At 60.8% G+C, this 25,797-nt stretch carries 21 protein-coding genes and 1 pseudogene; 7 read left to right on the top strand and 15 right to left on the bottom strand.

Going from position 1 to position 25,797, the window contains the following annotated elements; translation table 11 throughout:
- Positions 1–23: 23 nt before the first annotated feature.
- The gene (locus tag ACIU1A_RS17835) at positions 24–1,319 is read left to right on the top strand and encodes an NAD(P)/FAD-dependent oxidoreductase (protein ID WP_404924822.1); all 1,296 of its coding nucleotides are present in this window, start codon (positions 24–26) and stop codon (positions 1,317–1,319) included.
- A gap of 225 nt (positions 1,320–1,544) precedes the next feature.
- Here the strand turns inward: ACIU1A_RS17835 and ACIU1A_RS17830 are convergent, their stop codons facing one another.
- Both ACIU1A_RS17830 and ACIU1A_RS17825 read right to left on the bottom strand, forming a co-directional pair.
- On the bottom strand, positions 1,545–1,958 hold the full coding sequence (locus ACIU1A_RS17830; RefSeq protein WP_404924821.1) for a Rid family hydrolase: 414 nt from the start codon (positions 1,956–1,958) through the stop codon (positions 1,545–1,547).
- Positions 1,959–2,103: 145 nt separating this feature from the next.
- Positions 2,104–2,541 (bottom strand): VOC family protein, encoded by a 438-nt coding sequence (locus tag ACIU1A_RS17825; protein ID WP_404924820.1) that lies wholly within the window; start codon positions 2,539–2,541, stop codon positions 2,104–2,106.
- A 337-nt stretch (positions 2,542–2,878) separates the two neighbouring features.
- Here ACIU1A_RS17825 and ACIU1A_RS17820 point away from each other — a divergent pair, with 337 nt between their 5' ends.
- Complete coding sequence (locus ACIU1A_RS17820) at positions 2,879–3,244, top strand: DoxX family protein (protein ID WP_181167694.1); 366 nt, start codon at positions 2,879–2,881, stop codon at positions 3,242–3,244.
- Between the two features lie 11 nt (positions 3,245–3,255).
- Positions 3,256–4,872, top strand: a complete 1,617-nt coding sequence (locus ACIU1A_RS17815; RefSeq protein ID WP_404924819.1) for an FAD-dependent oxidoreductase — start codon at positions 3,256–3,258, stop codon at positions 4,870–4,872.
- Between the two features lie 280 nt (positions 4,873–5,152).
- On the opposite strand, the gene ACIU1A_RS17810 is transcribed toward ACIU1A_RS17815, so the two are convergent.
- From ACIU1A_RS17810 to ACIU1A_RS17790, 5 genes are all read right to left on the bottom strand, one after another.
- The gene (locus ACIU1A_RS17810; RefSeq protein WP_140560690.1) at positions 5,153–5,917 is read right to left on the bottom strand and encodes an amino acid ABC transporter ATP-binding protein; all 765 of its coding nucleotides are present in this window, start codon (positions 5,915–5,917) and stop codon (positions 5,153–5,155) included.
- Complete coding sequence (locus ACIU1A_RS17805) at positions 5,914–6,738, bottom strand: amino acid ABC transporter permease (protein WP_404927949.1); 825 nt, start codon at positions 6,736–6,738, stop codon at positions 5,914–5,916. The genes ACIU1A_RS17810 and ACIU1A_RS17805 overlap by 4 nt, the downstream gene beginning before the upstream one ends.
- 328 nt (positions 6,739–7,066) lie before the next feature.
- Positions 7,067–7,978 carry an ABC transporter substrate-binding protein gene (locus ACIU1A_RS17800; RefSeq protein ID WP_404924818.1) on the bottom strand — a complete coding sequence of 304 codons (912 nt, stop codon included), beginning with the start codon at positions 7,976–7,978 and terminating at the stop codon, positions 7,067–7,069.
- Positions 7,979–8,107: 129 nt separating this feature from the next.
- Positions 8,108–9,796, bottom strand: a complete 1,689-nt coding sequence (locus tag ACIU1A_RS17795) for a thiamine pyrophosphate-binding protein (RefSeq protein ID WP_140567995.1) — start codon at positions 9,794–9,796, stop codon at positions 8,108–8,110.
- 48 nt (positions 9,797–9,844) lie between these two features.
- Positions 9,845–11,332 (bottom strand): aldehyde dehydrogenase, encoded by a 1,488-nt coding sequence (locus tag ACIU1A_RS17790; RefSeq protein WP_140560692.1) that lies wholly within the window; start codon positions 11,330–11,332, stop codon positions 9,845–9,847.
- Positions 11,333–11,500: 168 nt separating this feature from the next.
- On the opposite strand from ACIU1A_RS17790, the gene ACIU1A_RS17785 reads away from it, so the two are divergent.
- Together ACIU1A_RS17785 and ACIU1A_RS17780 are read left to right on the top strand one after the other, a co-directional pair.
- Complete coding sequence (locus ACIU1A_RS17785) at positions 11,501–12,001, top strand: hypothetical protein (protein ID WP_404924817.1); 501 nt, start codon at positions 11,501–11,503, stop codon at positions 11,999–12,001.
- Positions 12,002–12,227: 226 nt separating this feature from the next.
- The gene (locus tag ACIU1A_RS17780) at positions 12,228–12,626 is read left to right on the top strand and encodes a hypothetical protein (protein WP_140560720.1); all 399 of its coding nucleotides are present in this window, start codon (positions 12,228–12,230) and stop codon (positions 12,624–12,626) included.
- A gap of 265 nt (positions 12,627–12,891) precedes the next feature.
- Here ACIU1A_RS17780 and ACIU1A_RS17775 read toward each other — a convergent pair whose 3' ends face one another.
- The 5 genes from ACIU1A_RS17775 to ACIU1A_RS17755 are packed head-to-tail and all read right to left on the bottom strand — an operon-like array spanning position 12,892 to position 19,259.
- Positions 12,892–13,830 carry an ABC transporter permease gene (locus tag ACIU1A_RS17775; RefSeq protein WP_140525725.1) on the bottom strand — a complete coding sequence of 313 codons (939 nt, stop codon included), beginning with the start codon at positions 13,828–13,830 and terminating at the stop codon, positions 12,892–12,894.
- Positions 13,823–14,905, bottom strand: coding sequence for an ABC transporter permease (locus tag ACIU1A_RS17770; protein ID WP_224680353.1), 1,083 nt, complete (start codon positions 14,903–14,905; stop codon positions 13,823–13,825). The genes ACIU1A_RS17775 and ACIU1A_RS17770 overlap by 8 nt, the downstream gene beginning before the upstream one ends.
- A complete protein-coding gene (locus tag ACIU1A_RS17765; protein ID WP_404924816.1) occupies positions 14,902–16,419 on the bottom strand; it encodes an ABC transporter ATP-binding protein in 1,518 nt (505 codons plus the stop codon). The genes ACIU1A_RS17770 and ACIU1A_RS17765 overlap by 4 nt, the downstream gene beginning before the upstream one ends.
- Positions 16,420–16,448: 29 nt before the next feature.
- Positions 16,449–17,462, bottom strand: coding sequence for a BMP family ABC transporter substrate-binding protein (locus ACIU1A_RS17760; protein WP_404924815.1), 1,014 nt, complete (start codon positions 17,460–17,462; stop codon positions 16,449–16,451).
- Between the two features lie 15 nt (positions 17,463–17,477).
- Positions 17,478–19,259: an adenine deaminase gene (locus tag ACIU1A_RS17755; RefSeq protein ID WP_404924814.1), complete on the bottom strand. Its 1,782-nt coding sequence runs from the start codon at positions 19,257–19,259 to the stop codon at positions 17,478–17,480.
- A gap of 160 nt (positions 19,260–19,419) precedes the next feature.
- On the opposite strand from ACIU1A_RS17755, the gene ACIU1A_RS17750 reads away from it, so the two are divergent.
- Together ACIU1A_RS17750 and ade are read left to right on the top strand one after the other, a co-directional pair.
- Positions 19,420–20,430 (top strand): LysR substrate-binding domain-containing protein, encoded by a 1,011-nt coding sequence (locus tag ACIU1A_RS17750; protein ID WP_404924813.1) that lies wholly within the window; start codon positions 19,420–19,422, stop codon positions 20,428–20,430.
- Positions 20,390–22,178, top strand: a pseudogene (gene ade / locus ACIU1A_RS17745) (adenine deaminase). Before ACIU1A_RS17750 ends, ade begins: the two are co-directional and overlap by 41 nt.
- Positions 22,179–22,259: 81 nt before the next feature.
- On the opposite strand, the gene ACIU1A_RS17740 reads toward ade, so the two are convergent.
- The 3 genes from ACIU1A_RS17740 to ACIU1A_RS17730 all read right to left on the bottom strand — a co-directional run bounded on the left by ACIU1A_RS17740 (position 22,260) and on the right by ACIU1A_RS17730 (position 25,794).
- Complete coding sequence (locus tag ACIU1A_RS17740; protein ID WP_140500714.1) at positions 22,260–22,976, bottom strand: GntR family transcriptional regulator; 717 nt, start codon at positions 22,974–22,976, stop codon at positions 22,260–22,262.
- A gap of 156 nt (positions 22,977–23,132) precedes the next feature.
- A complete protein-coding gene (locus ACIU1A_RS17735; RefSeq protein ID WP_140518200.1) occupies positions 23,133–24,608 on the bottom strand; it encodes an amidohydrolase family protein in 1,476 nt (491 codons plus the stop codon).
- Positions 24,598–25,794 (bottom strand): amidohydrolase, encoded by a 1,197-nt coding sequence (locus tag ACIU1A_RS17730; protein WP_404924812.1) that lies wholly within the window; start codon positions 25,792–25,794, stop codon positions 24,598–24,600. Before ACIU1A_RS17730 ends, ACIU1A_RS17735 begins: the two co-directional genes overlap by 11 nt.
- Positions 25,795–25,797 lie beyond the last annotated feature (3 nt).

Raw genomic sequence — 25,797 nt, 5'->3', positions numbered from 1 at the left:
GCGGAACACGGCAACGCGGCGGCATGATGGAATCGATATCCAAACGCGACTGGGACGTGATCGTTATCGGCGGGGGCGTTGTCGGATGCTCCGCGGCATATTATGCCGCCAAGAATGGAATGCGTGTCCTGCTAGTGGAGCGAGACGCACCGGGATCAGCGCAATCTGGCCGCAACCTCGGCTTTGTCCGTCAGCAGAATCGCGACTTTCGAGAGCTTCCACTGATGATCGGCGCCCTGTCGATGTGGAAAGAAATCGAAGCGGAACTGGGGCGCCGGGTGGGATGGCAGCAAGGCGGGAACCTGTCTCTGGCGTTCAGCGAGGCTGATCTTGTTTCCCGGCGTGCCTGGCAAAAGCGGGCGGCCGAAGAGTTTGGCCTCGACACGCGGATGCTGTCGGCAACGGAAACCCACGCGCTGGTACCTCAACTGGCAACTGATTGCGGCGTGGTCGGAGCGATGTACACGCCCAGTGACGGGAAGGCCGAGCCTGCCCGAGCGACCCGGGCTTTTTTTGATGCGGCGCTCGGAGCCGGAGCGGCATTCGCTTTCGGTGAGTCGGTCACTCGCATAGAAACCGGCGCCGGGAAAATCTCCGGTGTCCGGATCCGCGGTCGGCTTTACCGCGCGGGCACGGTAATCGTCGCCGCGGGAGCCGGGAGTGCCGCCCTGTTGAGGAAGGCAGGACTGGATCTGCCTCAGGAGTTCGTCCGGGCGACGGTCGCAAGAACGGTGGCGAGGCCCGAATCGCGCATAGCGGCCTGCGTCTCGGGTCAACATACCGGCATCCGGCAGGATCTGAACGGGGCCTATTTGATATCCGTCGCCGGAGGTGAATACGACCTGCGGCTGGATTCCTGGCGGCATATGCGATGGTACGAGGCCACACGAAAGTCCAATCCCGATGCGGCACGCATAGATTATCTTGCGCCGATCAAGCGGTTTTTTCCGTTGCGGACACACTTGCCGGTCGCCGACTTTCCACCCAGCCGCGACAACCCGCGTCCGGAACTCTTTCGCGTGGAGCAGGCGAGTCGTGAGTTTTCTCGGCTCTTGCCGACATTGGCCTCTCTGGAGATCGAGACCTTTTGGGCGGGGATCATCGACACAATGCCGGATGTCATTCCGGTCCTGGGCCCAATTGAAGGCATATCGGGCATGCTTGTCGGAACAGGGTTCAGCGGTCATGGCTTTGGCCCGGGTCCGATGGCCGGAAAGGTTCTCTCGGACCTCGCCGCGGGCCGGCGATCGCCCGTTGACATTTCGGCCTTGTCACCAATGCGCTTCGCAAAAAGTTGGACCTCGCCGAAGGCAGGATGAATACTGCGGAATAGGTTATCTCGCAGTAGGGACCGTCTTGCCGCAACTCGTCGCGGACTCGCGCTTAACCGGATCTTGGTCTCGATCTTGATGGCAGGCGCTTCAGCCGCTTCAAGATGCGCAACTGCCAATCCGCAGGCCGGCCGGGAAAGACTAAAAAGGCGGCCGCGAGGAGGGGGAGCCATACAGCCCGGAAGCAGAGCGGTCCACTCCGGGATTGTCCGTTCACCCCAGGATTACCGAGTCGGATCTGGACGCGGTGATCTCAATCTCGACCCGGGCACCGGAAGCAGGAATCTGGCAGATGAGGAAGGTGCTTGTTGGTCTGATGTCGCCGAAGACCTCACCAAGAACCGGTACGACGGCCGATGCCGCCTCGGCGTCCGTAACGAAGACGCGGCTAACCACAGCATCGGCCAAGCTCGATCCCGCCTGGCGAAGGGTATCGTTGATCGACGACAGGGCATTTCGTGCCTGCTGGGCTGGATCCTCGGGAAACTCGTTTGTGACTGGATCGCGTCCAGTAGTGCCCGAAACGTAGATGATCCTACCATCGATGACGGCTTTGGCGTAACCGGCTATGGCTTCGGACGAGGCCCCGGAAAAGATCTCGATTGCGCATGAAAGTTCCAGCCTCAAGTTAAGTGATGCTGCCGATGGGTAGGGTAGGCCCGGTATTCCTGCGCATCACAGAAAAGGGACATGGCACTTGCGCGGCCCGACAGGGCATCCAAAGTCAGATCGGCCCAGCCGGGTTGCGCATAGTTGCCTTTACTCGATCGGTTCACCAAGCACTGGCATTGGGCATTGAGGCCCAAGGCTCCCCCGGCGGCAACGGTGTACCTCGCTGCATCAGTTCGATTGAAATGAGGTCGGGCGATCGGACAAACGCCATGCGACCATCTCGCGGTGGTCGGCTCAGCGTAACGCCGCCCTTCACCAGCCGCTCGCAGACTGCGTAGATGTCGTCCACTTCGAGGCCCAGGTGCCCGAAATTCCGGGCCGATCCATAGTCCTCGATATCCCAATTGTAGGTGAGCTCGATCTGCGGCGCGCTGCCTCCGAGAATCTCGATATCGTTGGGAGCACAGAGGAAGACCAAGGTGTAGCGGCCTTTTTCATTTTCCGTGCGCTTCACTTCGACAAGCCCGAGCTTGTGCACGTAAAAGTCCAAAGCAGCATCCAGATCGCGCACTCGCACCATGCTGTGGTTGAACTTCATCTCATCCTCCGCAGTTAGTCGAACTGGGACAGTGCTATACGTTTCAGCAGCCAATTTCCATATCAATAAACGTCAATAATGATATTTTTGATCTGCGCTGCCCACTCGGTCCGCTTTACGGCGCGCATATTGCCAATTCTGCTGTTTTTGCCCGTCCTTGCAAGGGCTTGAGCTTCTCGGGTGGCGTCCAGGGAATCGTCTCGGCCTCCGTGCCCATGGGATGGGATACCGGCAAGCGGCGAAGAAGAGGCCGGATCAGGGGATTCAGGCATTTGGCTTGATGAAACTGATATTATAGCATAGAAGAAAAAATATAATATGCACATGGAGCGAGAGAGTGTCGATTCTTGAGGCGATTGGCCGGGTAATCATTGGCGGTTTTTTCCTGATCGCCGGCGCGCGGCACTTTCTGCATTTCAAGCAGCGGGTCACGGTGGTGAAAACCAGCTATGGCTGGCTTTTGCCGGCGCCGATAATGGCTGCCGGGTTTGCGACTCAGGCAGTGGCGGGCCTGGCGCTGATCGCCGGATACTGGGTATTGCCGGCGGTCGTTGTGCTGATCGCCTTCCTTGTGGTGGCGACCCCGCTTTACCACAACATGTTTATGTATAGCGGGCCGGAACGCGACCGACACTTTTACATGATCCTGGTCAATTTCTCGCTTGTGGCGGCGTTGCTGCTCCTAGCGGCAGACGCGGTCTAAGGGTCAGGCCGATGGCAGAGCCTGATGAAACGTGCGACGTATTGGTCGCGGGATCTGGCTCGGCCGGCCTGGCAGCGGCACTTCGCACTTCCGCCGCAGGTCTATCCACCATCATTCTTGAACGGACCGGTCTCGTCGGCGGGACCACGGCGATGTCCGGAGCGGCCGTCTGGATTCCGGCGAACCACCACGCTGCCGCCGCTGGCCTGTCGGACGACCGGGAGCGCGCCCTGACCTATATCCGGGCTGTGGCTCCCGACGGTTGGAGGGAGACCGAAGACGCGCTCTGGCGCAGCTTCGTCGATGAGGCCCCGAACATGCTGGCCTTCCTCGAAAGGGAGACCCCGCTACGCTTCTCGCTGATGACGGAGGGCGATCCTCATCTCGAAAGAGCAGGAGCCGTGAATGTCGGGCGGATGCTGTCGCCCGGGGTGCTAAGACGGAAGCTAGCCGGGCCCTATGCCCGGATTCTGAGGCCCCCAAGTCTCCCGCATGTATTCACTTTCCAGGAGATGCTTGAACTCGACCCATTCCATCATCCGGTCGAAGCCGCCTTCAGAAGGTGGCCGCAATTGTTCTGGCGATTGCTAACCGGCGCCAGAGGGATGGGAACTGCCCTCGTCACGGGGCTGCTCAAAGGTTGCCTGCACCATGGCTGCCGGATAGCGCTCGAAGCCCGCGCGGTCGCCCCGATCGTTGAAAAGGGACGCGTGAAGGGGCTGGTGGTCGAGGCGGCGGGCGCGAAACGGAGCATCCTGGCTCGCAAGGGAGTCGTCCTGGCTACCGGTGGATTTGAATGGAATACCGAATTGCGGGAAAAGCATTTTCCCGGGCACTGCGATTTCATCGCAAGTCCGCCGGGAAATGATGGGGACGCTGTTCGTATCGCGGTTGCGGCCGGTGCAGAACTTGCTCACATGGATCAAGCGAACATCACTGGAGGCTTCCCGCTGAGTGGGTCACGTCGACCCTTTGGCGTCAGCTCTTTTTTTCACCAGGAACCCAACGCGATTGTTGTCAACCGGCATGGCCGACGTTTCGTCAACGAATACCGCTTCAACCTGGGGGAAGTCATAGATGAACGCGATCCTTCCACTGGTCAGCCGGTTCATCTGCCGGCATGGCTTGTCAGCGATCAAGCGTTCCTTGAGAACTCGCCCATCCTGCGGCACTTTGCAGCGCGCAATCCGGGTTGGACCAAGAAGGCGCAAACAATCTCGGCGCTTGCCGAAGCAACCAAACTGCCCTCCGATGAATTCACGCGGACGATCGAGCGTTTCAACGCGTCCTGTGCGTCCGGCGTGGATGGACAATTTCATCGTGAGGGTATGGCATCGGGCCAGGCGAAGAAGGGTCCCGGGAAAAGCCGCCTGTCACCGATCCAAAAGGCTCCCTTCATCGCAATTCCATTCAACCGTACCATCGTCTCAACCAAGGGCGGACCTCGAACCGACGCCGGCGGTCGCGTGCTCAGAGCGGACGGGAGAGTGGTCGAAGGTCTCTATTGCGTGGGCGTGGCGATGGCTAATCCGTTCGGCACGTGGGCGGTGGGAGCCGGCACCACATTGGGGCCCAACCTGACGTGGGGCTACATCTGCGCGAAGTCCATCATCTGCGCAAACGACTGAGCCATTTCGAAGGATGCCTGAAAAACGAGCAGTCAATGACCACGCGATGGCCTTCAAGTGAAAGGACCCGGCGCTACTGGATGCCGAAGGGCACGCCGGCCAGCATGGCCGGCCAAGGCGGCGCTTGCCTTCCATGGCGGCGGCCTAGTCGAAGCGGCGTAGCGTTCCCGAACCTTTGGCATGCGCCCCTTCCAGGTTCGTGCGGCCGTCACCATCGACGGAAGCGGGAAGGCGGCGCCAAAAATCGCCGTCCGCGTCCATGGATTGGCGTATGCCAGGTTCAGATGATGCGCGAAAGAAACGCGCGTGTCCGCTCATGACGGGGGCTGCCGAAAATCAGCTTTGGTGGCCCTTCTTCAATGACCATCCCGCCGTCCATGAATACGACCTTGTCCGCCACATCTTCGGCAAAGCGCATTTCGTGAGTGACAACGATCATCGTCATGCCGTCGGCGGCGAGCGAGCGCATGACGTCGAGCACCTCGCCGACGAGTTCGGGATCCAGTGCACTCGTCGGCTCATCGAAAAGCATGAGCTTGGGCTTCATCGCCAAAGCGCGCGCGATTGCCACCCGCTGCTGCTGGCCGCCGGAAAGCTGATCCGGATAGGCATCGAGCCTGCTGCCCAGCCCGACCCGTTGGAGGAGTGCGATCGCCTCGCCGACAACCTCCTTCCGTGGGCGCTTTTGAACCAGGATGGGGGCCTCGATCACATTCTGCAGCGCAGTCATATGGGCGAACAGATTGAAACGCTGGAAGACCATGCCGATATTGGATCGCCTGACGGAGATTTCCCTTTCCTTAAGTTCATAAAGTCGATCTCCCCTGCGGCAGTATCCCACCAGGTCGCCATCGACATAGAGCGCCCCGGAATCGATCTTCTCCAAATGATTGATACATCTGAGCAAGGTCGACTTGCCTGAACCGGAGGGGCCGATCAGGCATACGACCTCTCCGAGTTCGACATCGAAATCAATTCCCTTGAGGACTGAAAGGGCGCCAAAGCTCTTGCCCACCTGAACGGCGGAAACCATGGGCATTGTCATTTCGAATTCCTTATGCCTGAGCCACCGAACATCCGTCTCGACCATGATACCGTTGCCGTGCGGTCTCCCCGAGCAAATCGTTTCTCTATCCGTCCCTGTATCGCGGTCATCACAGAGGTTATGGCGAGGTACCAAACGCAGGCGACGAGCAGCAGCGGGATGGTCTGGAAGGTGCGCGATGAGATCGTCTGGACCGAATAGAGAAGATCGGATAGCGCAATGACGCTCACCAGCGACGTCATCTTCAGCATCCCGATCGTCTCATTGCCCGTCGGCGGCACGATGACTCGTACTGCCTGCGGGAGAACGATCCGCCTCAGAATCTGTCCTGGCCTCATTCCCAGCGCCCGAGCAGCCTCCTGCTGACCTTGATCTACCGACATGATGCCGGCGCGGACGATCTCCGCCATGTATGCGCCTTCGTTGAGGCCGAGGCCGAGCAGGGCGGCAGAATAGGGTGTGATCAGATCGTTGGCCGAACCTCTGAAGAAGGTCGGGCCGAAGGGAATTCCAATAACGATTTCTGGTATCAGGAAGGCGAGATTGTACCAGAAAATGAGCTGCACAAGGACCGGCGTTCCGCGGAAGAACCAAAGGTAGAGCCCGGCCGGGACATTGAGAAAAGGGTTCTCCGAAATCCGCATGATCGCGAGGATGACGCTCAAAACGGTTCCGATGCACATCGCGGCAACGGTCAGCCATAGTGTCAGTCCAAGCCCTTGCAGGACGATCGGCTCAAACACGTTCGCGAAGACCACGTCCCACCCAAAGTTGGTATTGGTGACGATTCCATCAGCCAGCCATATCGCCGCCGCCGCCATGGCCGCTGCGGCGATCCATCTGCCCGGCTTGCGGACAGGAACAACCATCAGCTTGTGATCAGACGCAAGATTGCGTTGCAGCCGCTTCTGCTCCGTCTGGTCGAGCGGCGTCTCAGGCACGAGCCGGTCGAACTTTCGTGGTTGCATGGCTTCCAACATTTCCTCCCATGCGCCGTAGTCTTGCAAGAAGATTCGGCGCTGTCTTCATCGAAGTCCAGATGGTTGTCCCGGCGGGTTTTTCCGGCTCCGATTCCCGATTGGGCGATCGGAGCCGGAAAGCTGCGGTGCCAAGGCAGCGATGGAAGCTTGTGCCTTGGCCGTTCGGGTCTCAGTTGGCGGTCGCGCCCTTGGAGACCAGATTGATGCCGGGCGTTTTCAGCTTCAGAGCCGCGATATCCCACTTGTCCATGATGCGGTCATAGACGCCTTCATCCATCAGCGCTTTCGTTCCGGCCAATAGCGCATTGGCCAGTTCCGTGTTGTCTTTCTTGACGATGAAGCCGTCGATTTGCTTCGGCAGCACGTCAAGCACAATCAGCTTCACCGGCTGAGACGACTGTTTCTTGATAAACGCGGCGGCGGAAGCATCATTGACCAGGAAGTCGACGCGGCCTGAAAGCAGCGCCAAGATAGTGGCATCCGCCGAAGCGAACTCGTTCGTTGCGATCGGCGCCTTGCCGTTCTTCACGCAGAGAGGCGAAAGCAATTCCTTGATGCTCTGGACAAATGTCGTGCCCTTCTGCGCGCCGCTTTTCAGACCGCACAGGCTCAGCGGATTGTCGGTGATCGCACTGTTCTCAAGCGTGAAGATGCCGTTGATGGAAATCGACAGATCGACGAACGTCACCTGTTTCTCGCGCTCGACCGTGTCGGAGATGCACTCCATCGCGGTGTCGTACCGACCGCTCTGGACGCCGGGAATCAAGCCATCGAAGTTGATTGATTCCGCTTTGACCTTGACCCCGAGCTTCTTCGCCAGGGCATCCCAAAGGTCCGGCTCCCAGCCGATCATCGTGACATTGTCTTCCGCGAAGCTCTCGCACGGAGGATAATGCGCATCGGTCGCCAGCTTGATAATTCCGGAATCCTGGATGCTCTTGGGCAGCATCGCGTGCACGGCCGGATCGGTCTTGACCGAAGCTGTGATTGCGTCATCGGCAAGCGCGACTGTCGGCCTGCCGAGCACGAGAGCGGTCACGGCAAGGAGCCCGACCGAAACTGCAAGTATCACTTTCCTCATTTTACTTCCCCTTCGCTTGTGTGGTTGAGAGGGTTTGACACCCTTTTGTTTGCTCACCCCTTCTGCCGAGGGTGCTTCTGCCGGCCAGCTATCGAACCGGCTAATTTTGTTCGCGTCAGGCAGGATGGCTCACGCCCTTCCCGATCTGCGGTTTCTTAAATCTGTCAGCGAGTAACGCGTATGGATCGCCTCGGGATCGAGGGCGAGTTCGATCAGGGCAGGGGTGCCAGAGCCGATCGCGCGCTCGAACGCCGGAGCGAAATCCTCGGTCTTACGCACACGCTCGGCGTGGGCGCCGTAAGCCTTGGCAAGCATGCAGAAATCGGGATTCGTCAGGTTGGTCCCATTGACGCGGCCTTCGAGCCTGTTTTCCTCATGGATACGGATCGTCCCGTACATGTTGTTGTTGAAAAGCAGGATGATGACGTTGGCGCCGTACTGGACAGCGGTTGCGAGTTCTTCTCCGCACATCTGGTAGCAGCCGTCGCCGACGAAATTGACGACAACCCGCTCCGGGTAAAGCAGTTTCGCCGAGATGGCGGCCGGAAGGCTATAACCCATCGAGCCGCTAATCGGACCAAGTTGCGTATGCAGCTTGTAGTGGGCGAAATATCTCTGACTCCAGGTCGCGTAGGCGCCCACGCCATTCGTCACGATCGCGTCATCGGGCAACCGGTCCCGAAGCCATTTCATCATGTTTGGCAAGTCGATCGGACCTGGGCACGGTCCCGGCGTCGTTTCCATCTCGAAGGTTTTGCGCAGCCGGCGGACCCATTCCGCTCTCGCAGCGCGGTCGACCGGAGGAAACTTGGCTAGCGCGGCGGCGAACGCGTCGTTGCCGGCAAGTATTGCGAGATCGACCTGAAAGACCCGGTTCAATTCTTCCAGGCTGCTCGTCACATGGACGAACTTTTGCTTCGGCACGGGAATATCAAAGAGCGTGAAGCCCTCCATATATCCGGCACCAATCGTGTTCACATCGCTGAGCGCGTCATTGACCATGATCACCAGGTCGGTGTCTCTGATGTGCGAAAGCAGAGCCGGATTGGCGCCAATGCCGATCTCTCCGGCGTAGCATTGCAGTCGATGGTCGATGATGTCCCGACGACGAAACGTGGTGACGACCGGCACGCTGCAATTCTCGGCAAACCGCTGGATGTCGTCGCGCGCCTGCTCGGTCCAGCCCGAGCCGCCGACGATAATTAGCGGCCGCTCCGCATCGCAGAGCATGGCGCGGACCTTCTCCATGTCGGCGAGCGCGGGTGTCCCAACCGAGGCTCGCCTGTAAGGCTTTCCTTCCGCCACGACGCATTCCTCCTCGAGCACGTCCTCCGGCACCACAAGGACGACTGGACCCATCCGGCCGGTCATGGCCGTGTGGTAGGCCCGCTGGATGAATTCCGGGATGCGTCTCGGGTCATCTATCTGCGCTACCCATTTCGTCATGGGCGCGAACATCGTGCGAAAGTCGTAGGACATGAACGCTTCGCGCTCCATCAACCCACGCTTCACCTGGCCCACCATCAGGACCATCGGCGAAGAATCCTGGTAGGCCGTGTGCACGCCGTTCACAGCGTTGGTGGCGCCGGGACTGCGTGTGACAAATGCAATGCCGGGCCGTCCGGTCAGTTTGCCATGGGCCTCAGCCATCTGGGCAGCGCCGTTTTCGTGGCGGCAGGTGACTGTGCGGATTTCCGGATGACGGCACGCCAGAGCGTCCAGAACGGAAAGAAAGCTCTCGCCAGGGACGTGGTAGACAAGTTCGGCTCCGTTGAGCCTAAGTTCGTCAGCGAGGATCTCGCTGCCTTTCCGCTTCATCATCTGCACACCCGCTCCCCGGCCCGACTCCAATCCACCCGCTGACCTTCAACCGATGACAAAGGGGTTCTCGATTTCTTTGGCCATAGATAGCCACACCGCCTTCGTCTGGAGGTATTCGCGAATGCCCTCCACGCCGTTTTCGCGCCCTAAGCCGCTCTTCTTGTAGCCGCCGAACGGAGTCGTGTAGGAGATGTCGCGATAAGTGTTGATCCAGACGCTGCCCGCATCGAGTTGTTCGGACATGCGGAGCGCACGCTTCATGTCTGAAGTCCAGACGCCGGCCGCCAAGCCGAACTCGCTGTCGTTCGCGATCGCTACCGCTTCTTCCTGGTCGTCGAATACGATCGTCGAAAGGACCGGGCCGAATACTTCCTCGCGGGCGATCCGCATATCGTTTTTGACGCCGGTGAATATGGTCGGCTCTATGAAGAAACCATCCTTGCACTCGGCAAGCTGGGGTCGCTTGCCTCCCAAGACGAGGCTTGCGCCCTCCTGCCTTGCAATGTCTATGTAACCCAGCACCCTGTCGTACTGCATGGCGTTGGCAATCGGGCCGATCTGGGTCTCTACCTTGCGCGGATCACCGACGCGTGCCGCGCCGCTAAAGGCCGAAAGCTTCTCGACGAACTGGTCGTGAATGCGTCTTTGCACGAGCAGGCGCGAACCGGCGATGCAGGTCTGTCCTGTCGCTCCAAAAATGCCACCGACCACGCCGCGGACAGCGTTGTCCAGATCAGCATCATCGAAGACGATATTTGGCGATTTGCCGCCCAGCTCGAGACTGACCCGCTTCACGTCGCGAGCCGCAAGCGAATACAGATGCGCTCCAGTTGCCGTCGAGCCCGTGAAGCCCACATGACGCGTCAATGGGTGCGTAACGAGCGGCTCGCCAATTTCCTTGCCAAACCCGGTCACGACGTTGATCACCCCAGGCGGGAAGCCAGCCAGTTCGACCAACTCCATAAGCTTCAGGGCGGTGGCGGACGTATGTTCCGCCGGCTTCATGACGATGGTGTTCCCCGCTGCGAGAGCGGGCGCGGCCTTGAGCGAGAAAAGGAGCAACGGCGCGTTCCATGGAACGATGCCTACGCAAACCCCCAAAGGCTCCGGACGGGAATAGCTCAGCGCCGGCTTGTCGCAGGGATGGACGACGCCTTCGATTTTGTCGGCCAGACCCGCATAGTAGTAGTACCATTTGGGAATGTAGCGGATTTGATGCCGCATTTCCGCGAGCAGGCGGCCATTGTCGCGCACCTCGATTTCCGCGAGCGCGTCGGCATGTTCTTCGATGAGGCTGCCAAGCCGATAAATAAGCCTTCCGCGCTCGGAGGGGTGCATGGATCCCCAGGGACCTTTTCTGAAAGCACGGTCCGCAGCGCGAATGGCGCGGTCAGCGTCCGCGGAATTTCCTCTCGGCACCAGCGCCCATGGCTTGGCCGTGAAGGGATCCACCGTCTCGAAGTAGTCCCCTGATGCCGGCTCGACCCACTCGCCGCCGATATACATCTTCATTTTGCTGAGCTCGCCCGCCATCCGGTTCTCCTGTTTTCCTCACTCAAGGCCCTCGTCCGATGCCCTGATGCGGGACATCTGAGAGGTGAATTAAACATCTTTTCCAGATAATAATAATATCATTTTCATGGAGAAAATACCGATACTTTCCGCTTGTCAAGGGCACCGAACCGGGAAAAGGGGGGCAGCATGCGTGATGGGGAGGCTAAAAATGATATCCATACCGAAGCTCCAGATGAGCCCTCAGGCGCAGCACGTGGGACCAAATCTGTCGTCGAGAAGCGCATGATGTTCGTGGCGGTCGGATTGCGCGAACGGCTCACCCCGCTCAAGGTGCGTCCGCCCGGCACGCCGTCCTTTGAGGCGCGGGCCGGCACGCAAGCGGCGATCGAGCACATCGCGTGGCTCGGCGAGCAATGTGCTGGTGTCGACGCGGCGGCGCCGCTGGACCGGCGCATGGTGACGGGATTGGAGGCGGCGACCGCCTACGACGCTGGGTTGATGGATCGATTCCTCGCCGGTGCGACGGCCATACCCGGCCTGACGCTCTCGGCATCGCCAGCCGCAACCGACTGGACGCGCGCGTGCCGACCTTTAGCTTCCGGCTGGCCAATCGCTCGCCGGTGGAAAACGCGGCCGCGCTGGCTGAGGAAAAACATCTTCGGCTGGGCCGGCGACTCCATGCCATGAAGCCTCCGGCAGGCTTGGACCGCGCGAAAAAAGGCGGCGTCGCCCGGCTGGGTCTGTCACACTACACCACGACGGACGAGGTCGACCAAGCCATAGAGGCCGTCGCCCGGCTCGCGGTCCGACGGGGGGGCATTAAGTAGGCAAAAAGGGGACCAGCTGTGGCTGCTGTGGATAATGGGTCCTGGTGTCTTGCTGATTGGGCCAGCTAGCGCGCACTCTCACAGCTATGGTGGCAGAGCATGTCGAATTGGCCTTGTTTGAGCAGTCACTCGGCAACATCGAAGGCCTCAATCGACCGTTCTGTGATCGTGTGGCGGACGCTGCGGAAAAAACCGAAGGGTCGGTTCTGTTCGATGTCCGCGTTGACGGCGATACCTGGGTTCAGCGGATAGCTGCGATTGGATATGGCGTGATAGGTACAGCCATAATCGTGATGGGGAAGAACGGACAACTTAGATGCGCATCGGTAGACGGGGATATCGCTCTTTTGGTGGCAGAATTGGCTGCCTGGAATGCGTCTCCGCTTGGTGAGCAAGCGAAGATTGATCAACGCGGAGCAGCCAACATCCTGCTGGCGACGCTCCGTAGTTCAGGTCACTTCGGCAGTGGTGGCTGGCGTTCCTGAGCGAGGCTTGTGCAGCCTTCTGGCTAACCACCAGCGGGATAGTCGACTTCCAACGATCCGGATTTCCAGGGGGCAAATTGCTTGCCCTGTGACGTCCCGTGACTGACGGTCAGGTCTCCCTGCCTGGGCGGGTTGGGCTACAATACCGGCTTCGCCAAAGCGGTCGATCTTGCTGGAAGCTTGCTGCCGCGGTCACGGGTTGGGCCATGCCGCATGGCAGCTACGTACAGGCAGCCTTACAGCAGCAGAATGAAAACCGACCACCCTATTCCCGCCTGTACGGCACGCCCAGCATAGCAGGTGCGCTGGTCCGCGAGCGACGGATCATCAACGCAACGATCGCCGCAACATAAGGCATCATCAACATATATTGGTAGGGAATGGCGATACCGACGCCCTGGATTTGCAATTGCAGCGCGTCGAGGAAGGAGAACACCAGAGCCGCCACGAAAACCGGGTAGGGGCGCCATAGGCCGGCGATGACGATGATGATGGCCAGCCAGCCGCGCCCGTTGGTCATGTCCGGCACGAAACGCGCCGCCTGGCCGACGGAGAGAAACGCGCCGGCAACGCCCGCCATCAGGCCGCCGAAGAGCACGGCGGCATATTGCACCGGCGCGACCTTTACCCCCTTAACATCGAGGGCCTTGGGATTGTCGCCGGCGCAGCGCACGATCAGTCCATAACGCGTCCGGAACAGGAAGAGCCATACCGCCGGCACCATCAGAAAGGCTATGTAGGTCAGCACCCGCTGGTCAAACAGGATGGGGCCCAGCACGGGAACATCGCTCAGCCCTGGCACCGGCACATCGGCGAAGAAAGGGATGGTCGGCGTCTTGCCGTCGCCAGCGAAAGCGGAACGCAACCAGTATGTGGAAAGGCCGGCGCCGAGCAGGTTGACGGCAAGACCGGTGACGATCTGCTCTACTTTCAGCGTGATCACCAGCACGGCAAAGACGAGAGCCATCAGCGCGCCGGTAAATCCGGCAGCGAGGACGCCCAGCCATAACGACCCGCTTTCATAGGCGGCGAGATAGCCGGTGAAGGCTCCCATCAGCATCATGCCCTCAAGACCCATATTGTAGACGCCGCTGCGCTCGGCGATGAGTTCTCCAAGTGCGGCGAGCAGGAGCGGGGTGCTGATGCGGATGGTGGCCGCCGCCACACTGACCAGGATTGAGGTTTGAAAGAGTGCGTCAAGCACGGCCGACCCTCCGCAGGCGGAAATTGCACGCTGCCCAGCCAGCTAGGAAGAACAAAAGCAGGATCGCCTGGATGGCGTATATCAGCGCCGAGGGCACGCCAGTCTTGATCTGCATGAGCGTAGCGCCGTTGAGCAACGCTCCGAACAGCACCGAGGCAACGACGACGCCAAGCGGATGCAATTGGCCGAGGATGGCCACGATGATGCCGCTGTAGCCGTAACCTGCTATTACGCCTGCCTTCAGGCGGTAATGGACGCCGTAGACCTCCGTGATCCCCGCGAGCCCCGCAAGCGCGCCGGAAACCAGAAGCACAACTATGACCAGCCTTCGAGTATTGGTGCCCTGTACATCGAGCGCGCGCATGTTGGACCCGGCAGCCTTGATCTCATAGCCCAGCGGTGTGCGCGTCAACAGCATGTGAACCAAGCCAGCCGCCACAATCGCCAGCAGGAAGCCGGAATGCAGGCGTGAACCGGAAAACAGCAACGGAAGCACCGAGCCCGGATCGACCTTCGGCGTCTGTTCGAAGAAGGCGCCCGCCTCGCTCCATGGGCCGCGCAGCAGCAGCAGCGAAAGGACATAGACGATGATGTAGTTGAGCATGACGGTCGAGATCACCTCATCGACCGAGAAGCGGGTCTTCAGCACGCCCGCAAGGCCGGCATAGAGTGCGCCGCCGACAATGCCACCGATTATAACCACAGGAATTTGGATGAAAGGCGAAAATCCGGTGAGATTGTGCTGCGCCCAATAAGCGAACATGGCGCCGGCAAAAACCTGGCCTTCGGCGCCAATGTTCCAGATACGCGCGCGGAAGGCGACACAGGCGGCAAGACCGGTGAAGATCAGGGGCGTTGCCTTGACCAGCGTTTCGCCGGCGGCGCGCAACGAGCCAAAGCTGCCTTTCAGGAGAGCCGTGAAGGCGGCACCCGGGCTGGCGCCCGCGGCGGCGAAAAGCAGACTGCAAACCAAAACCGCCGCGATCGCCGCCAAAGCAAGTGCAACAATGCGCGCGGTCGGCCGCGGTTCCAGCCGGCGCTCGAGGCGCCACTCCACGAGATTGAAATCGGTCACGCCGCAGCCTCGCTCCCATGGCCGGCCATCAGGCTGCCGATTTCGTCATAGGTGGTTTTTTCCGTATCGCGCACCGCAAGGACGCGGCCGCGAAACATCACACATATACGACTGCTGAGAGCGAAAAGATCCTCCAGTTCCTCGCTCGCAAGCAGGATGGCGCAGCCTTCGTCGCGCTTGTGCAGGAGTTGTCGGTAGACGAATTCGATGGCGCCGACATCGAGTCCGCGCGTCGGCTGGTTGCACAGCAGAAGCCGCTTCGCTTTGGCAAACTCGCGGGCGAGGATGACCTTCTGCGCGTTGCCGCCAGACAATTTGCGAGAGGGTGACGACGGCCCGGTTGCGGCAATCGAATAGGCAGCGATGACCATGCGCGCATTTGCGTCGAGCGCCGCGGTGTCGATAAATGGCCCATTGCGCCAGCGCGTTTGCCATTGTTGGCCAAGGACAAGATTCTCGCCGATATCGAGATCGGCAACGAGCCCGTCGCGGAAGCGGTCGCTGGGCACGTAGCCAATGCCTTTCGCAGCAATCGTCGCCGGTGAGTACGCCTGCAGAGTTTCGCCATCGAGCAAGACCGTGCCGCCGTCGGGCGCGGCGAGGCCTGCGAGGCACTCGAACAGCTCATCTTGGCCATTCCCGGAAACGCCGGCGATGCCGACGATCTCGCCGGCTGCGATGTCGAGCGATGCGTTGTCCAGCACGGGCCTTCCATCGCGCAGGTGCGTGAGCCCACGCACCGAAAGCACCGTCTCGCCGGTCGCTTTCGCATCTGCGGCGCGCGCCGGCGCCGCAACGGAGCGGCCGACCATCATGGTGGTGAGTTGGTCGCGGCTGACGTTCGAGGTTACGACCGTTCCGACCAGTCTGCCCTTGCGCAGCACGCTGACCCGGTCGGATTGCATCACTTCCGACATCTTATGGCTGATCAGCACGACCGACAGATCTTCACTGGTGAGCCGCCGCACGATCGCAAACAGGCGGCGCGATTCCTCGGGCGTCAGCACCGCCGTCGGTTCGTCGAGGATAAGCAGTCTGGCGCCAGTGTAGAGCGCCTTGACAATCTCGACCCATTGCTGTTCGCCGACGGAAAGGTCGCCGACGTGCCGGTGTGGGTTGAGCGAGATGCCGTAGGTGGAGCAGATCGTCTCGATCCTGGAGAGAGCCTCAGCCCGGCCCAGCCGCCAGCCGGAGCCCGTTCCTACCGCCACATTCTCCAGCACAGTGAAGTTGGGCACCAAGACGAAATGCTGGTGCACCATACCGATGCCGGCGCGGATGGCTTCGCCCGGCGAGCCTAGCTGGACGGTCTTGCCGTCCACCCGAATTTCGCCGGCGTCTGGCTGGTAGAGCCCGTAGAGGCAGGACGACAGTGTCGACTTGCCTGCGCCATTCTCCCCCAACAAGCAATGCAATTCTCCGGGCATGACGTCGAGCGAGACGTCGTCATTGGCAGCAAGCGCAGCGAAACGCTTCGTCAGGTGCCGAACCGACAGGCGCGGTATCTTGCTCATCTCGGATCGGCCCGGCACCACCTCCGGCGTCAGTCCGATTTCGGCTCGTTCAGATTGAGCTCGATTTTCTTCTTGCCGCCTTGGATGGCCTTGGCCGTTTCAGCCGCAAGCGCCTTTACGTCATCGGGCATTTTGGCTTCCCAGGCAGGATTGAGGATGAGGTCGCCCGAACCCTGCTGCCAGCTGAACCACCTTGGTTCCTTCGGCGCGTCGAATTTGGCGTTCATGGTCTTTGCCTTCCACCATTCATCGATGATCCAGTTAATGTGCGGATCCCATTTGACGATGGTGGAGGCGACGATCGACTTCGGCGCCACTTTCGACATGTCCACATAATTGCCGAAGCAGCCTATGTCGCGCTCCTCGCAAACCTCGAAGGCGCCCGACATCTGGTAGATCATGTCCGCGCCGGCGGCGATCTGCGCCGAGGTCGCCTCGTTCGATTTAGCCGGATCGAACCAGGACTGGATGAAGGTGATCTTCTGTTTCACCTTTGGGTTCGCTTCCTTGGCGCCGGTGAAGAAAGCATTGATCTGATCGTTGGTATCTTCGGCCGGGAAGGTGGAGATGGCGCCGATGACATTCGACTTCGTGAGTTTGCCGGCCAGTTGCCCCATCACGTAGGCAGGCTCGTGTGCGTGGACGAATATCCAATAGGCATTGCCGCCGAGTCCGCGATTGCCCGAACCGCTCATGACGAACATCGTATCGGGGAATTCGTCCTTCAGCTTCTCGATCGCATCTGCATAGGCGGTGTCGCCGAACAAGATGTCGTAGTCACCGGTCTCAGCATAGGTGCGGAACACCTGCTCGGCATTGTCGTAAACGTTCTCGGTATAGTTGACCTCGATCTCGAGGCCGTGGGGTTTGGCGGCGATGATCCGGTCCATGGAACTCACGAAGGATGATTCCCACGGTGCTTCCTTGCCCGCCGAAAGAATGCCGGCGATCCTGAGCTTGGTCGGCTCTTCGGCTTGTACGCGGCCGCCCCACAGCCACGTCGCGGCCACGAGCGAAACAGCGACAACAAGGTTTTTCAGCATGGTTCCCTCCCTTTTCTAGCGTTCCCAGTCATGAAGCCGGCTTAACGGATCGACCACCGTCAGGTTTATGCAATCGATCAGGCCGAGATTGGTTATCGCGAAATCGGGTATCGCGGTGATCTGCAGCACGAACATGTACATGAAAGGCCATGGCAGCCTACAGCCGAGCGCGCGCGCGGCCGCGTCGAGCCCCTGCTCTTTCTTCGCCATCTCTGGAGGATCAATGTCCGATACAATTCCGCCGATCGGCAGCGGCAGGAATGACACGATCCGACCGCGGTCCGCCACCGCCTGGCCGCCATTGTTCTCGATAATGTGGTTGATTGCCAACGACATGTCGTGGGGATTGGTGCCCACACAAACGATGTTATTATCATCAGGCGCCGTCGAAGTGGCGAGTGCGCCGGAGCGCAGTCCGAAGCCTGAAGCGAACGCGACCGGCCGATGGGAAGTGCGGCCGTAGCGTTCGACGACGGTGAGATACTGCACGTCCTGTGATGGATCCGCGTCTATATAGCCGTCGCGGACCGGGAGCACGACATCACGTCGCGTGCGTACGAATATTCTCTCGGGCGTAACGGCGATCGCCAGCACGGCCGCCTTGTCGCCCGCTCCGGGCGCGCGCACCAATAGGTCTTTCTGTGACACCGGCGCTACCTTGAATGTGTTGGTGACAACGGCGCTGCGGGCAGGCGGCGCAAGATCGTCCACGAGCTTGCCGTCGCGAGCGGCCAGCTTGCCTTTCGCGATGACACCTGAGACATGGAAGTCCGCGATATCCTTGACCAGCAGGATATCGGCGGCGAGCCCGGGCGAGATCGAGCCGACCTTCTGGCCGATGCGCAGCGCCTCGGCGCCGTTGATGGTCGCCATCTGGATGGCGGTGAGCGGCGGAACTCCCATCGCGACCGCCATGCGGATCATGTTGTCGAGGTGGCCGCGGGCCAGGATATCCGAGGCGACCACGTCATCGGTGCAGAAGCTGACCCGGCTCGTCGCGGCTATTCCCATCTCGGTGACCATCCGCAGGTTCTCTTCGAGAAAATGGGAGATCGAAGATTCGCGAATGACGACATGCATGCCTTTGCGCAGCTTCTCCAGCATCTCGTCCGCAGTGTAGCTCTCGTGGTCGGAGCGCACTCCGGCCTGCAGGTAGCTGTTCAATCGATTGCCGCGACACATCGGCGAGCAGCCGAGGATCGGCAGACGGCTCTTTTCGGCGATCTCGACCGCCTGCAGAACGTGTTCATCCATCGTGTCGACGAACTCGCGCACCGTCTCCCATATGCCGACGCATTCCGGCCAGGAATGGGTGGCGCGGTGATCGTCCGGTCCGAAATAATAGCCGACGTTGGAGCGAGGCAGTGTGTAGGGCGTCTTGCATGGTGCGCCCCAGAAGATCTTGAGAGGGGTTGCCTTGGCCTCGTCGAGGAATTCGCGGGCGCCTTCCAGGCCGGACACCACGAGGATCTGGTCCAGGCCCGACACAATCGAAGTGGTGCCGAGCGGCACCACCGCCTTGGCGAAGCTAGTTACCGACATCTTGGAACATTCAACGTGGAGGTGGCCGTCTATCAGGCCAGGGCAGAGGAAATAACCAGTAGCATCGATCATCTCGGTCTCGGGGCCGCGGTACTCCGAGACGTCTCCGACAGCGACGATGCGATCCTTGTAGACGGCGACGTCGGCCGGATAGATCTCACCCGAAGCGACGTTGACTAGTGTGCCGCCGGTGACGATGAGAGTCGATTTATGCTCGGCGCGACCAGCACGGATGAATTCGCGTATGTCGGACAAATTCATCTCCGCTCGTGTGGCCTCGCTCGGGCTTGGGACCAAGCTTGTCTGCGCCAAAAATCCCACCTTGCGCGCTCTGATCCTGTCGTATTAGGGTCGTCCATGCAAATGGCAGTTTCTGGCTAGTTCTGGACGCACCGTTCAAATTCTTGGACGATCGATGGATTTTGAAGCGATCGATTATTTTATCAAAGTGGCGGAGGCGCAGTCGCTCTCGCACGCCGCGAAACTGTATGGACTGCCCAAGTCCAGCCTCAGTCACAAAGTGCGCGCGTTGGAGGATTCGCTCGGTGTCGCACTGTTTGTGCGCGACGGTCGGGAACTGCATTTGAGCGATGCCGGGGCCGAGTTCCTCGACCATGCGCAACGCATCAAGGAAAGTTGCGAAGGAGCCAAGGCGGCGATCGCCGAGGCGGGCCACGATATCGCCGGCACGCTGACGATCGGCTCGACCGGCGAGTTCGGCACTTCCTTCACCTCGGAACTGCTGTTCGCCTTCCGTCAACAGTATCCGCAGGTGAATGTCGACGTGATCTTCCTTTCGCTCGGCTATTTCCTGGCGCCCGAAAAGCACCAGCCTTTCGACGGCATATTCCATTGGGGCGAGCCGGCGAACTCAGACTACATCGCTCGCAAGCTCGGGGAGGCTTCCTTCTGTCTCTACGCCAGCCCGCGCTACATTGAGCAATTCGGGGAACCGTCGACGCCCGCAGACTTGGCGGGCCATGGGGCCGTCGCCTTCCGCCGCCCGAGCGGCGTGCAAACCTGGCATCTCGAGCGCGGCGCGGAAACGGTCGACTTCATGCCGACCGCGCAGTGCATGGCGAACGACTACTGGATGCTGAAATACTTCGCCGTAGCCGGCGAGGGTATCGTCTATCTGCCAGCCTTCTTCACCGAGATCGAGTGCAAGAACGGCGATCTGGTGCCGGTGCTCCCGCAATGGCGCTCGCCACTGGTTCCAATCAATCTGCTCTACATGCGACGCCGGTATGTGTCGCGTAAGTTCGCCGCTTTCCTTGATTTCTGCCTGGACTATTACCGCCAGCGCGCCGCTTACAGTTCGCCAAGATATTGCGTCGAGGTCGTGCGGCCCTTTGCGGGCGCGCGCGCCGGGGAGAAAACAACAGATGATCCAGAGCTGGTTCGAATGCGCGCCGCAGTTGGTTGATGTCGCCATGGGACGCACGCCGGCCGACATGGTGGTCCGGAACGTGCGCTGGGTGAATGTCCATTCGGGCGAGATCATCCCCGCGACGGACATTGCCATCGCGGTCGGCCGCTTCGCCTTCGTCGGCCCGAATGCCGACCATGCCGTGGGCCCCGAGACGCAGATTATCGACGGAGAGGGCCGCTACGCGCTGCCGGGGCTGTGCGATGCGCATATGCATGTCGAGAGCGGCATGGTTACCGTTACCGAGTTCGCGCGTGCGGTCATCCCGCATGGCACCACCTCGATGTTCATCGACCCGCACGAGATCGCCAACGTCCTAGGCATGCCGGGCGTCAAGCTGATGCACGACGAGGCTGCCGGACTGCCGATCAATGTGTTCGTGCAAATGCCGAGCTGCGTGCCGAGCGCTCCGGGCCTCGAGAACGCGGGTGCCAGCCTCGGTCCCGCCGACGTGCGTGAGGCGATGTCGTGGCCGAACATCGTCGGCCTCGGCGAGATGATGAACTTTCCTGGGGTGGTCGCCGGAAATGGCGACATGCTGGCCGAGATCGCTGCCACTCAGGCGGCAGGCAAGACGGTGGGCGGCCACTATGCCTCGAAGGATCTCGGTCTGCCCTTCCATGCCTATGTCGCCGCCGGTCCGTCCGACGATCACGAAGGCACCAGCCTGGCCGACTGCGTTGCGCGGGTGCGCCAGGGCATGCGCGCCATGTTACGGCTTGGCTCCGCCTGGTACGACGTCGCCGCGCAGATCAAGGCGCTGACCGAGCTCAGCCTGGACTCGCGCAATTTCGTGCTGTGTACCGACGACAGCCATTCCGGCACACTAGTCAATGACGGCCATATGAACCGCGTTGTGCGCCATGCCATCGCCCAGGGATTAAAGCCGATCACCGCGATTCAGATGGCCACCCTGAATACTGCTCAGCATTTCGGCATGGAGCGTGAGCTTGGCTCGATAACGCCCGGGCGGCGCGCCGACCTGGTTTTGACCTCCGATCTCACCGAACTCCCGGTCGAAACCGTCATCGCACGCGGCTGTGTGGTGTCGAACGACGGCAAGCTCGTCGCCGACATCACGCCCTACGACTATCCCGCCTCGACCAAGAACACGGTTCGCTTGGGCAAGAAGCTCTCAGCGGCGGACTTCGACATCGTGGCGCCCGAGGGTGCGAACCAGGTCATGGCGCGGGTCATCGGCGTGCTCGAGAACCAGGCACCGACCCGTGCCCTGGAGGCTTCGCTCGGCGTCTTGAATGGTATATCGGACCGGTGACGTCTGCCAGATCGCGCTGGTGGAACGGCATCACGGCACGGGAAAGGTCATCAACGCGTTTGTTTCCGGCTTCGGTTACGACAAACCATGCGCCATCGCCAGCACCGTCGCCCATGACAGTCATCACATGATCGTGGTGGGTACCGACAAGAACGACATGGCGCTGGCCGCGAATCGGCTGGGACAGGTCGGCGGAGGCGTCGTGCTGTTCAGCGAAGGACGCGAACTTGCGCTTGTCAGGCTGCCGATCGCCGGACTGATGTCTGATCAGCGCGCCGAGATCGTGGCAGAAGAAGCCAATGGCCTGATCGCGGCGATGCTTGCCTGCGGATGCGCCCTCAATAATGCCTATATGCAGCACTCTCTGCTGGCGCCTGTCGTCATCCCGGAATTGCGCATCTCCGACATCGGACTGATCGATGTGTTGAAGTTCCAGCCGACCGAAGTGCTGGTCGCCACGACCGCATGAGGAGGCGGATTTAACCTGACATCACCTTCGTCCTGATTATTTTCGGGTCACTCCTCGTCTCTTCGGCATTCATCCAATAAATCATAGCCCTTCCTCCCGCGCATAGGCAGCAAGAAGGTCCGGAAAGTCATTTTCGGGTTTCGCTTTCAGCAGCGCACGTGTGGTGATTGCATCAATATGATGGTCCATCAAGGCAGCAGCCTTGTTCCGGTCGGCCGCGGCCAGGGCGGCAATGATCTCGTGATGCTCGGATACGGCGCAGTCGGACGAATGCGGCCGTCCGTAGAGCGACAGGATGAGCGATGAACGCGAAACGAGTTCCGTGACATAGCGCAGCAACAGTTCGTTTCCGGTCAGCGAGGCAAGCAGCACATGAAATTCGCCGGCCAACTGAATCGACGACGCGGCATTGTTGGCTTTGGCCATCTCTTCCGCGTCGACATGAGCTTCGAGCTGTTTGATCTTTTGCGGCGTCAGCTTGCCGATCAGCGTGTCGACCACCAGCGCTTCAAGCGCCCGCCGCACCTCGAATATATTGTGGCCTTCCTCCAGGCTCGGCTGCGCGACGCAGGCGCCCTTGTGCGGGCGCAATTCGACCAGGCCTTCGCCGTTCAGTCTTGCCAGCGCCTGCCTGACAATGGTGCGGCTGACGCCCAGCCGCTCGCCGATCGAATCCTCAGGCAGCTTTGTTCCCGCAGTCAGCGCCTGGTCGAGTATGACGCGCTTCAACGTGCGATAGACCGCGTCGGACTTGGATACGGCGGATTTCGGATTTTTATTGCGAATGTTGATTGTCATGACCGATCCTGAAAATTCATATCCAAGCACACAAGAAGAAAAGCATTCGCAAAGCCGGAGTTTAGAGATGCAAACGGCCCGGCGTCGAGGGCCAATGCCGTCGGCTCGCGTGCCATCAAGGTTTATTCCAATCGTTGTGTGTCGTTTCTGGAGCCCTCATGCCATGAACATCCGATAGCTGGGAGGGAAAATCTCGGCGACCGTCGGATGTCGCCAGGTGCGTTGCGGATAACGCTGGACAAGCCGTTCGAACTGGGCCTGTGCGCGCTGGTGGGCTGCATCGAGATCGAAACCCGGAATGGTTCGGGCGCTCATCACGGTGCGCCCGTCAATGATGACCGTGTGCACATCGCGTCCGCTTGCGGACGTCGTCAGGCAGGCGATCGGATCGAGGACCTGTCCCAGATGGTTGCCGGACAGGTCGAACACGACGATGTCGGCGGCTGCTCCCGCCTGCAGACGTCCCAGATCCGACCGGCCGAGCGCGTCGGCGCCGCCAATCGTGGCCGCGTCATAGAGATCGGCTGATTTCGGCGTCTCCAGATTGCCCGCCATGACGCGGCCGAGCATCAGGCCGACCTGCATGTTCTGCACCATGTCGGGTGGCCAGGTGTCCGTGCCCATGCCGATGCGCAGACCCTGGCCGCGAAGGCGGGCGAAATTGTCGAGCGCCGCGCCATGCCGCGCCATCACCAGTGGGCAATGCACCAATGTGGCACCCGAACCGGCGATGATTTCGAGATCATCGCCGTCGGCGTGGGTGCCATGCGGCAACAACGCTCTTTCGCTGAGAAAGCGGATGTCCTGGAGCCAGCGGGCGGATGTCGTGCCGAACCGGCGACGCACTGTCTCGATCTCGAATGAAGACTGGCAGCAATGCAGACGGACCGGCACGCCGAGGTCTCGCGCGGCATTGGCGGTCCTGCGCAACAGGTCGGCGGTCCAGAACTCGACACGGTCCGGTGCAAGCATGGTTCGCACCAATCCGCCGAAGCGCCCTTCGTGCTCCAGGCAAAAGGCAACGGCCCCGTCCAGACCCTCCGCGCCGCGCTCTTCGTCCACCTCGACGACGATGCCGCCATCCGCCTCGATGACGGAATGGCCCGCGCGAAAGGCAGGCCCGAGATAGACGCGAAGGCCCAACTCTGCGGCGCTTTCGGCGGCGGATGCGAATTCGTCCGATGTCTCGTTCCATGCACGATAAAACAGCGATGCGATCGGCAATGCAGTAGTGATGCCGTTGCGGATGAGTTGCGCGAAGGCATAGTGTTTTTGAAACGTCAGCTCCTCGCGCGCCAGCATTTCTACCGGCCCGGCTTCCACATAGTCGCGCGGCCAGACGCGGCCCTTCTTCCAGCCGGGTTGATGATCGAGGCCGAGCACGCCCGTATCCAGGTCCGAAAGCGCATCCAGATCGATGAAACCCGGGCCGATCAGCGCCCTGCCATGATCGATCCGCCGCTTTACAGGCCCGCCGTAGCGATGGCCGACGAAGACGATCCTGCCGTTCTCATGGACGACCTCGCCATTCTCCAGAAGGACATGGCGCCCGTCCCGGTGGCCGACAACCCATCGTGCGGTGAGCAGGACGGGTCCGTCGTCACGCTGGTTCGTCCGACGACTATGCGACATCGGGCAGATCTCCGGCCAGCGCACCGTCACGCACGAGCACGCGGCCGCCGCGGATGACCGTGCGCTTCCGTGGGGTCAGGGCCACGGCTTCCGCCAGGGTCCGCGCGCAAACCAGCACGACATCCCCGTGGCAACCGGGCGAAAGCCCATAATCCGTCAGGCCGATACCTTGCGCGCCGCCAAAGGTGCAAACGCGCGCCGTCTCTTCCAGATCGGCATCGTTGGTCATGCCGTTGCGCTGCGCAAGATATTTGGCCCGCTCCAGCATGTCGCCATTGCCCCATGGCTCCCAGGTGCCCTGGATGCCGTCGGAACCGGATGCCACGACGAGGCCGGACTGGCGCATCATGCGCAGCGGAACCGCCGGCGCGGATGGGCTGCCGACCGTCATGACGGCGATGTCTTCAGCCGCCAGCGCGTCGATCAACGTGTGCTGCCTATGCGTGTCCAGCATGCCGAGACAATAGGCATGGCTCACCATGATGCGGCCCTGAAGGGAGAGCGCCTTGGTCCGTTCGACGATCAGCTCAAGGCAGAAGGAGCCCAATTCTCCGGGTTCGTGCAGATGGATATCGACCGGCTTGCCGTATCCATCCGCGAGCGCGAAGATTGCGTCCAGGTGGCGAACCGGATCCCGCTCGATCGTTGCCGGGTCGATGCCGCCGACAATATCGGCCCCCGCCTTCAATGCGTCCTCCATCAGCGCCTGCGTGCCTTCGCGTCCCAGCATGCCGCTTTGCGGGAAGGCGACGACCTGCACGTCGACCAATCCCTTGAAGGCTTCGCGCGTTGCAACGACACCCTCGATGTTGGTAATGCCGATTTCCGTATCCACATCGACATGGCTGCGGATATGCGTCACGCCGAAAGCCAGCGTCTGCACGATCTGACGCGCCGATTGCCTGCGCGCATCGATGCCGAGTTCCCGCTTGGCCTTCCTGTCGGCCAGGATCCTGTCGTTGCGCGTGGGTCCCACACGGTTCTGAAACCAGTCCATGCCGACAAGCGTCTTATCGAGATGCGTGTGCGCCTCGACCAGGCCGGGCAGGGCAACCTGTCCAAGCCCGTCGATTTCATGCGCCGCTTTCCCGCTGGTTGCTTGCGCGAACCGACCGTCGCGAATGTAGAGGTCCGTGACAGCGCCGCCCAAGGGCCTGACATCGCGAATGAGAAGGTCTTCGGTCATCTG

The sequence above is a fragment of the Mesorhizobium maamorense genome, from assembly GCF_044998965.1.
GTDB lineage: Bacteria > Pseudomonadota > Alphaproteobacteria > Rhizobiales > Rhizobiaceae > Mesorhizobium.
Note: the sequence above shows the minus strand (reverse complement) of the source record. Positions and strands in the feature narration are given on the sequence as shown.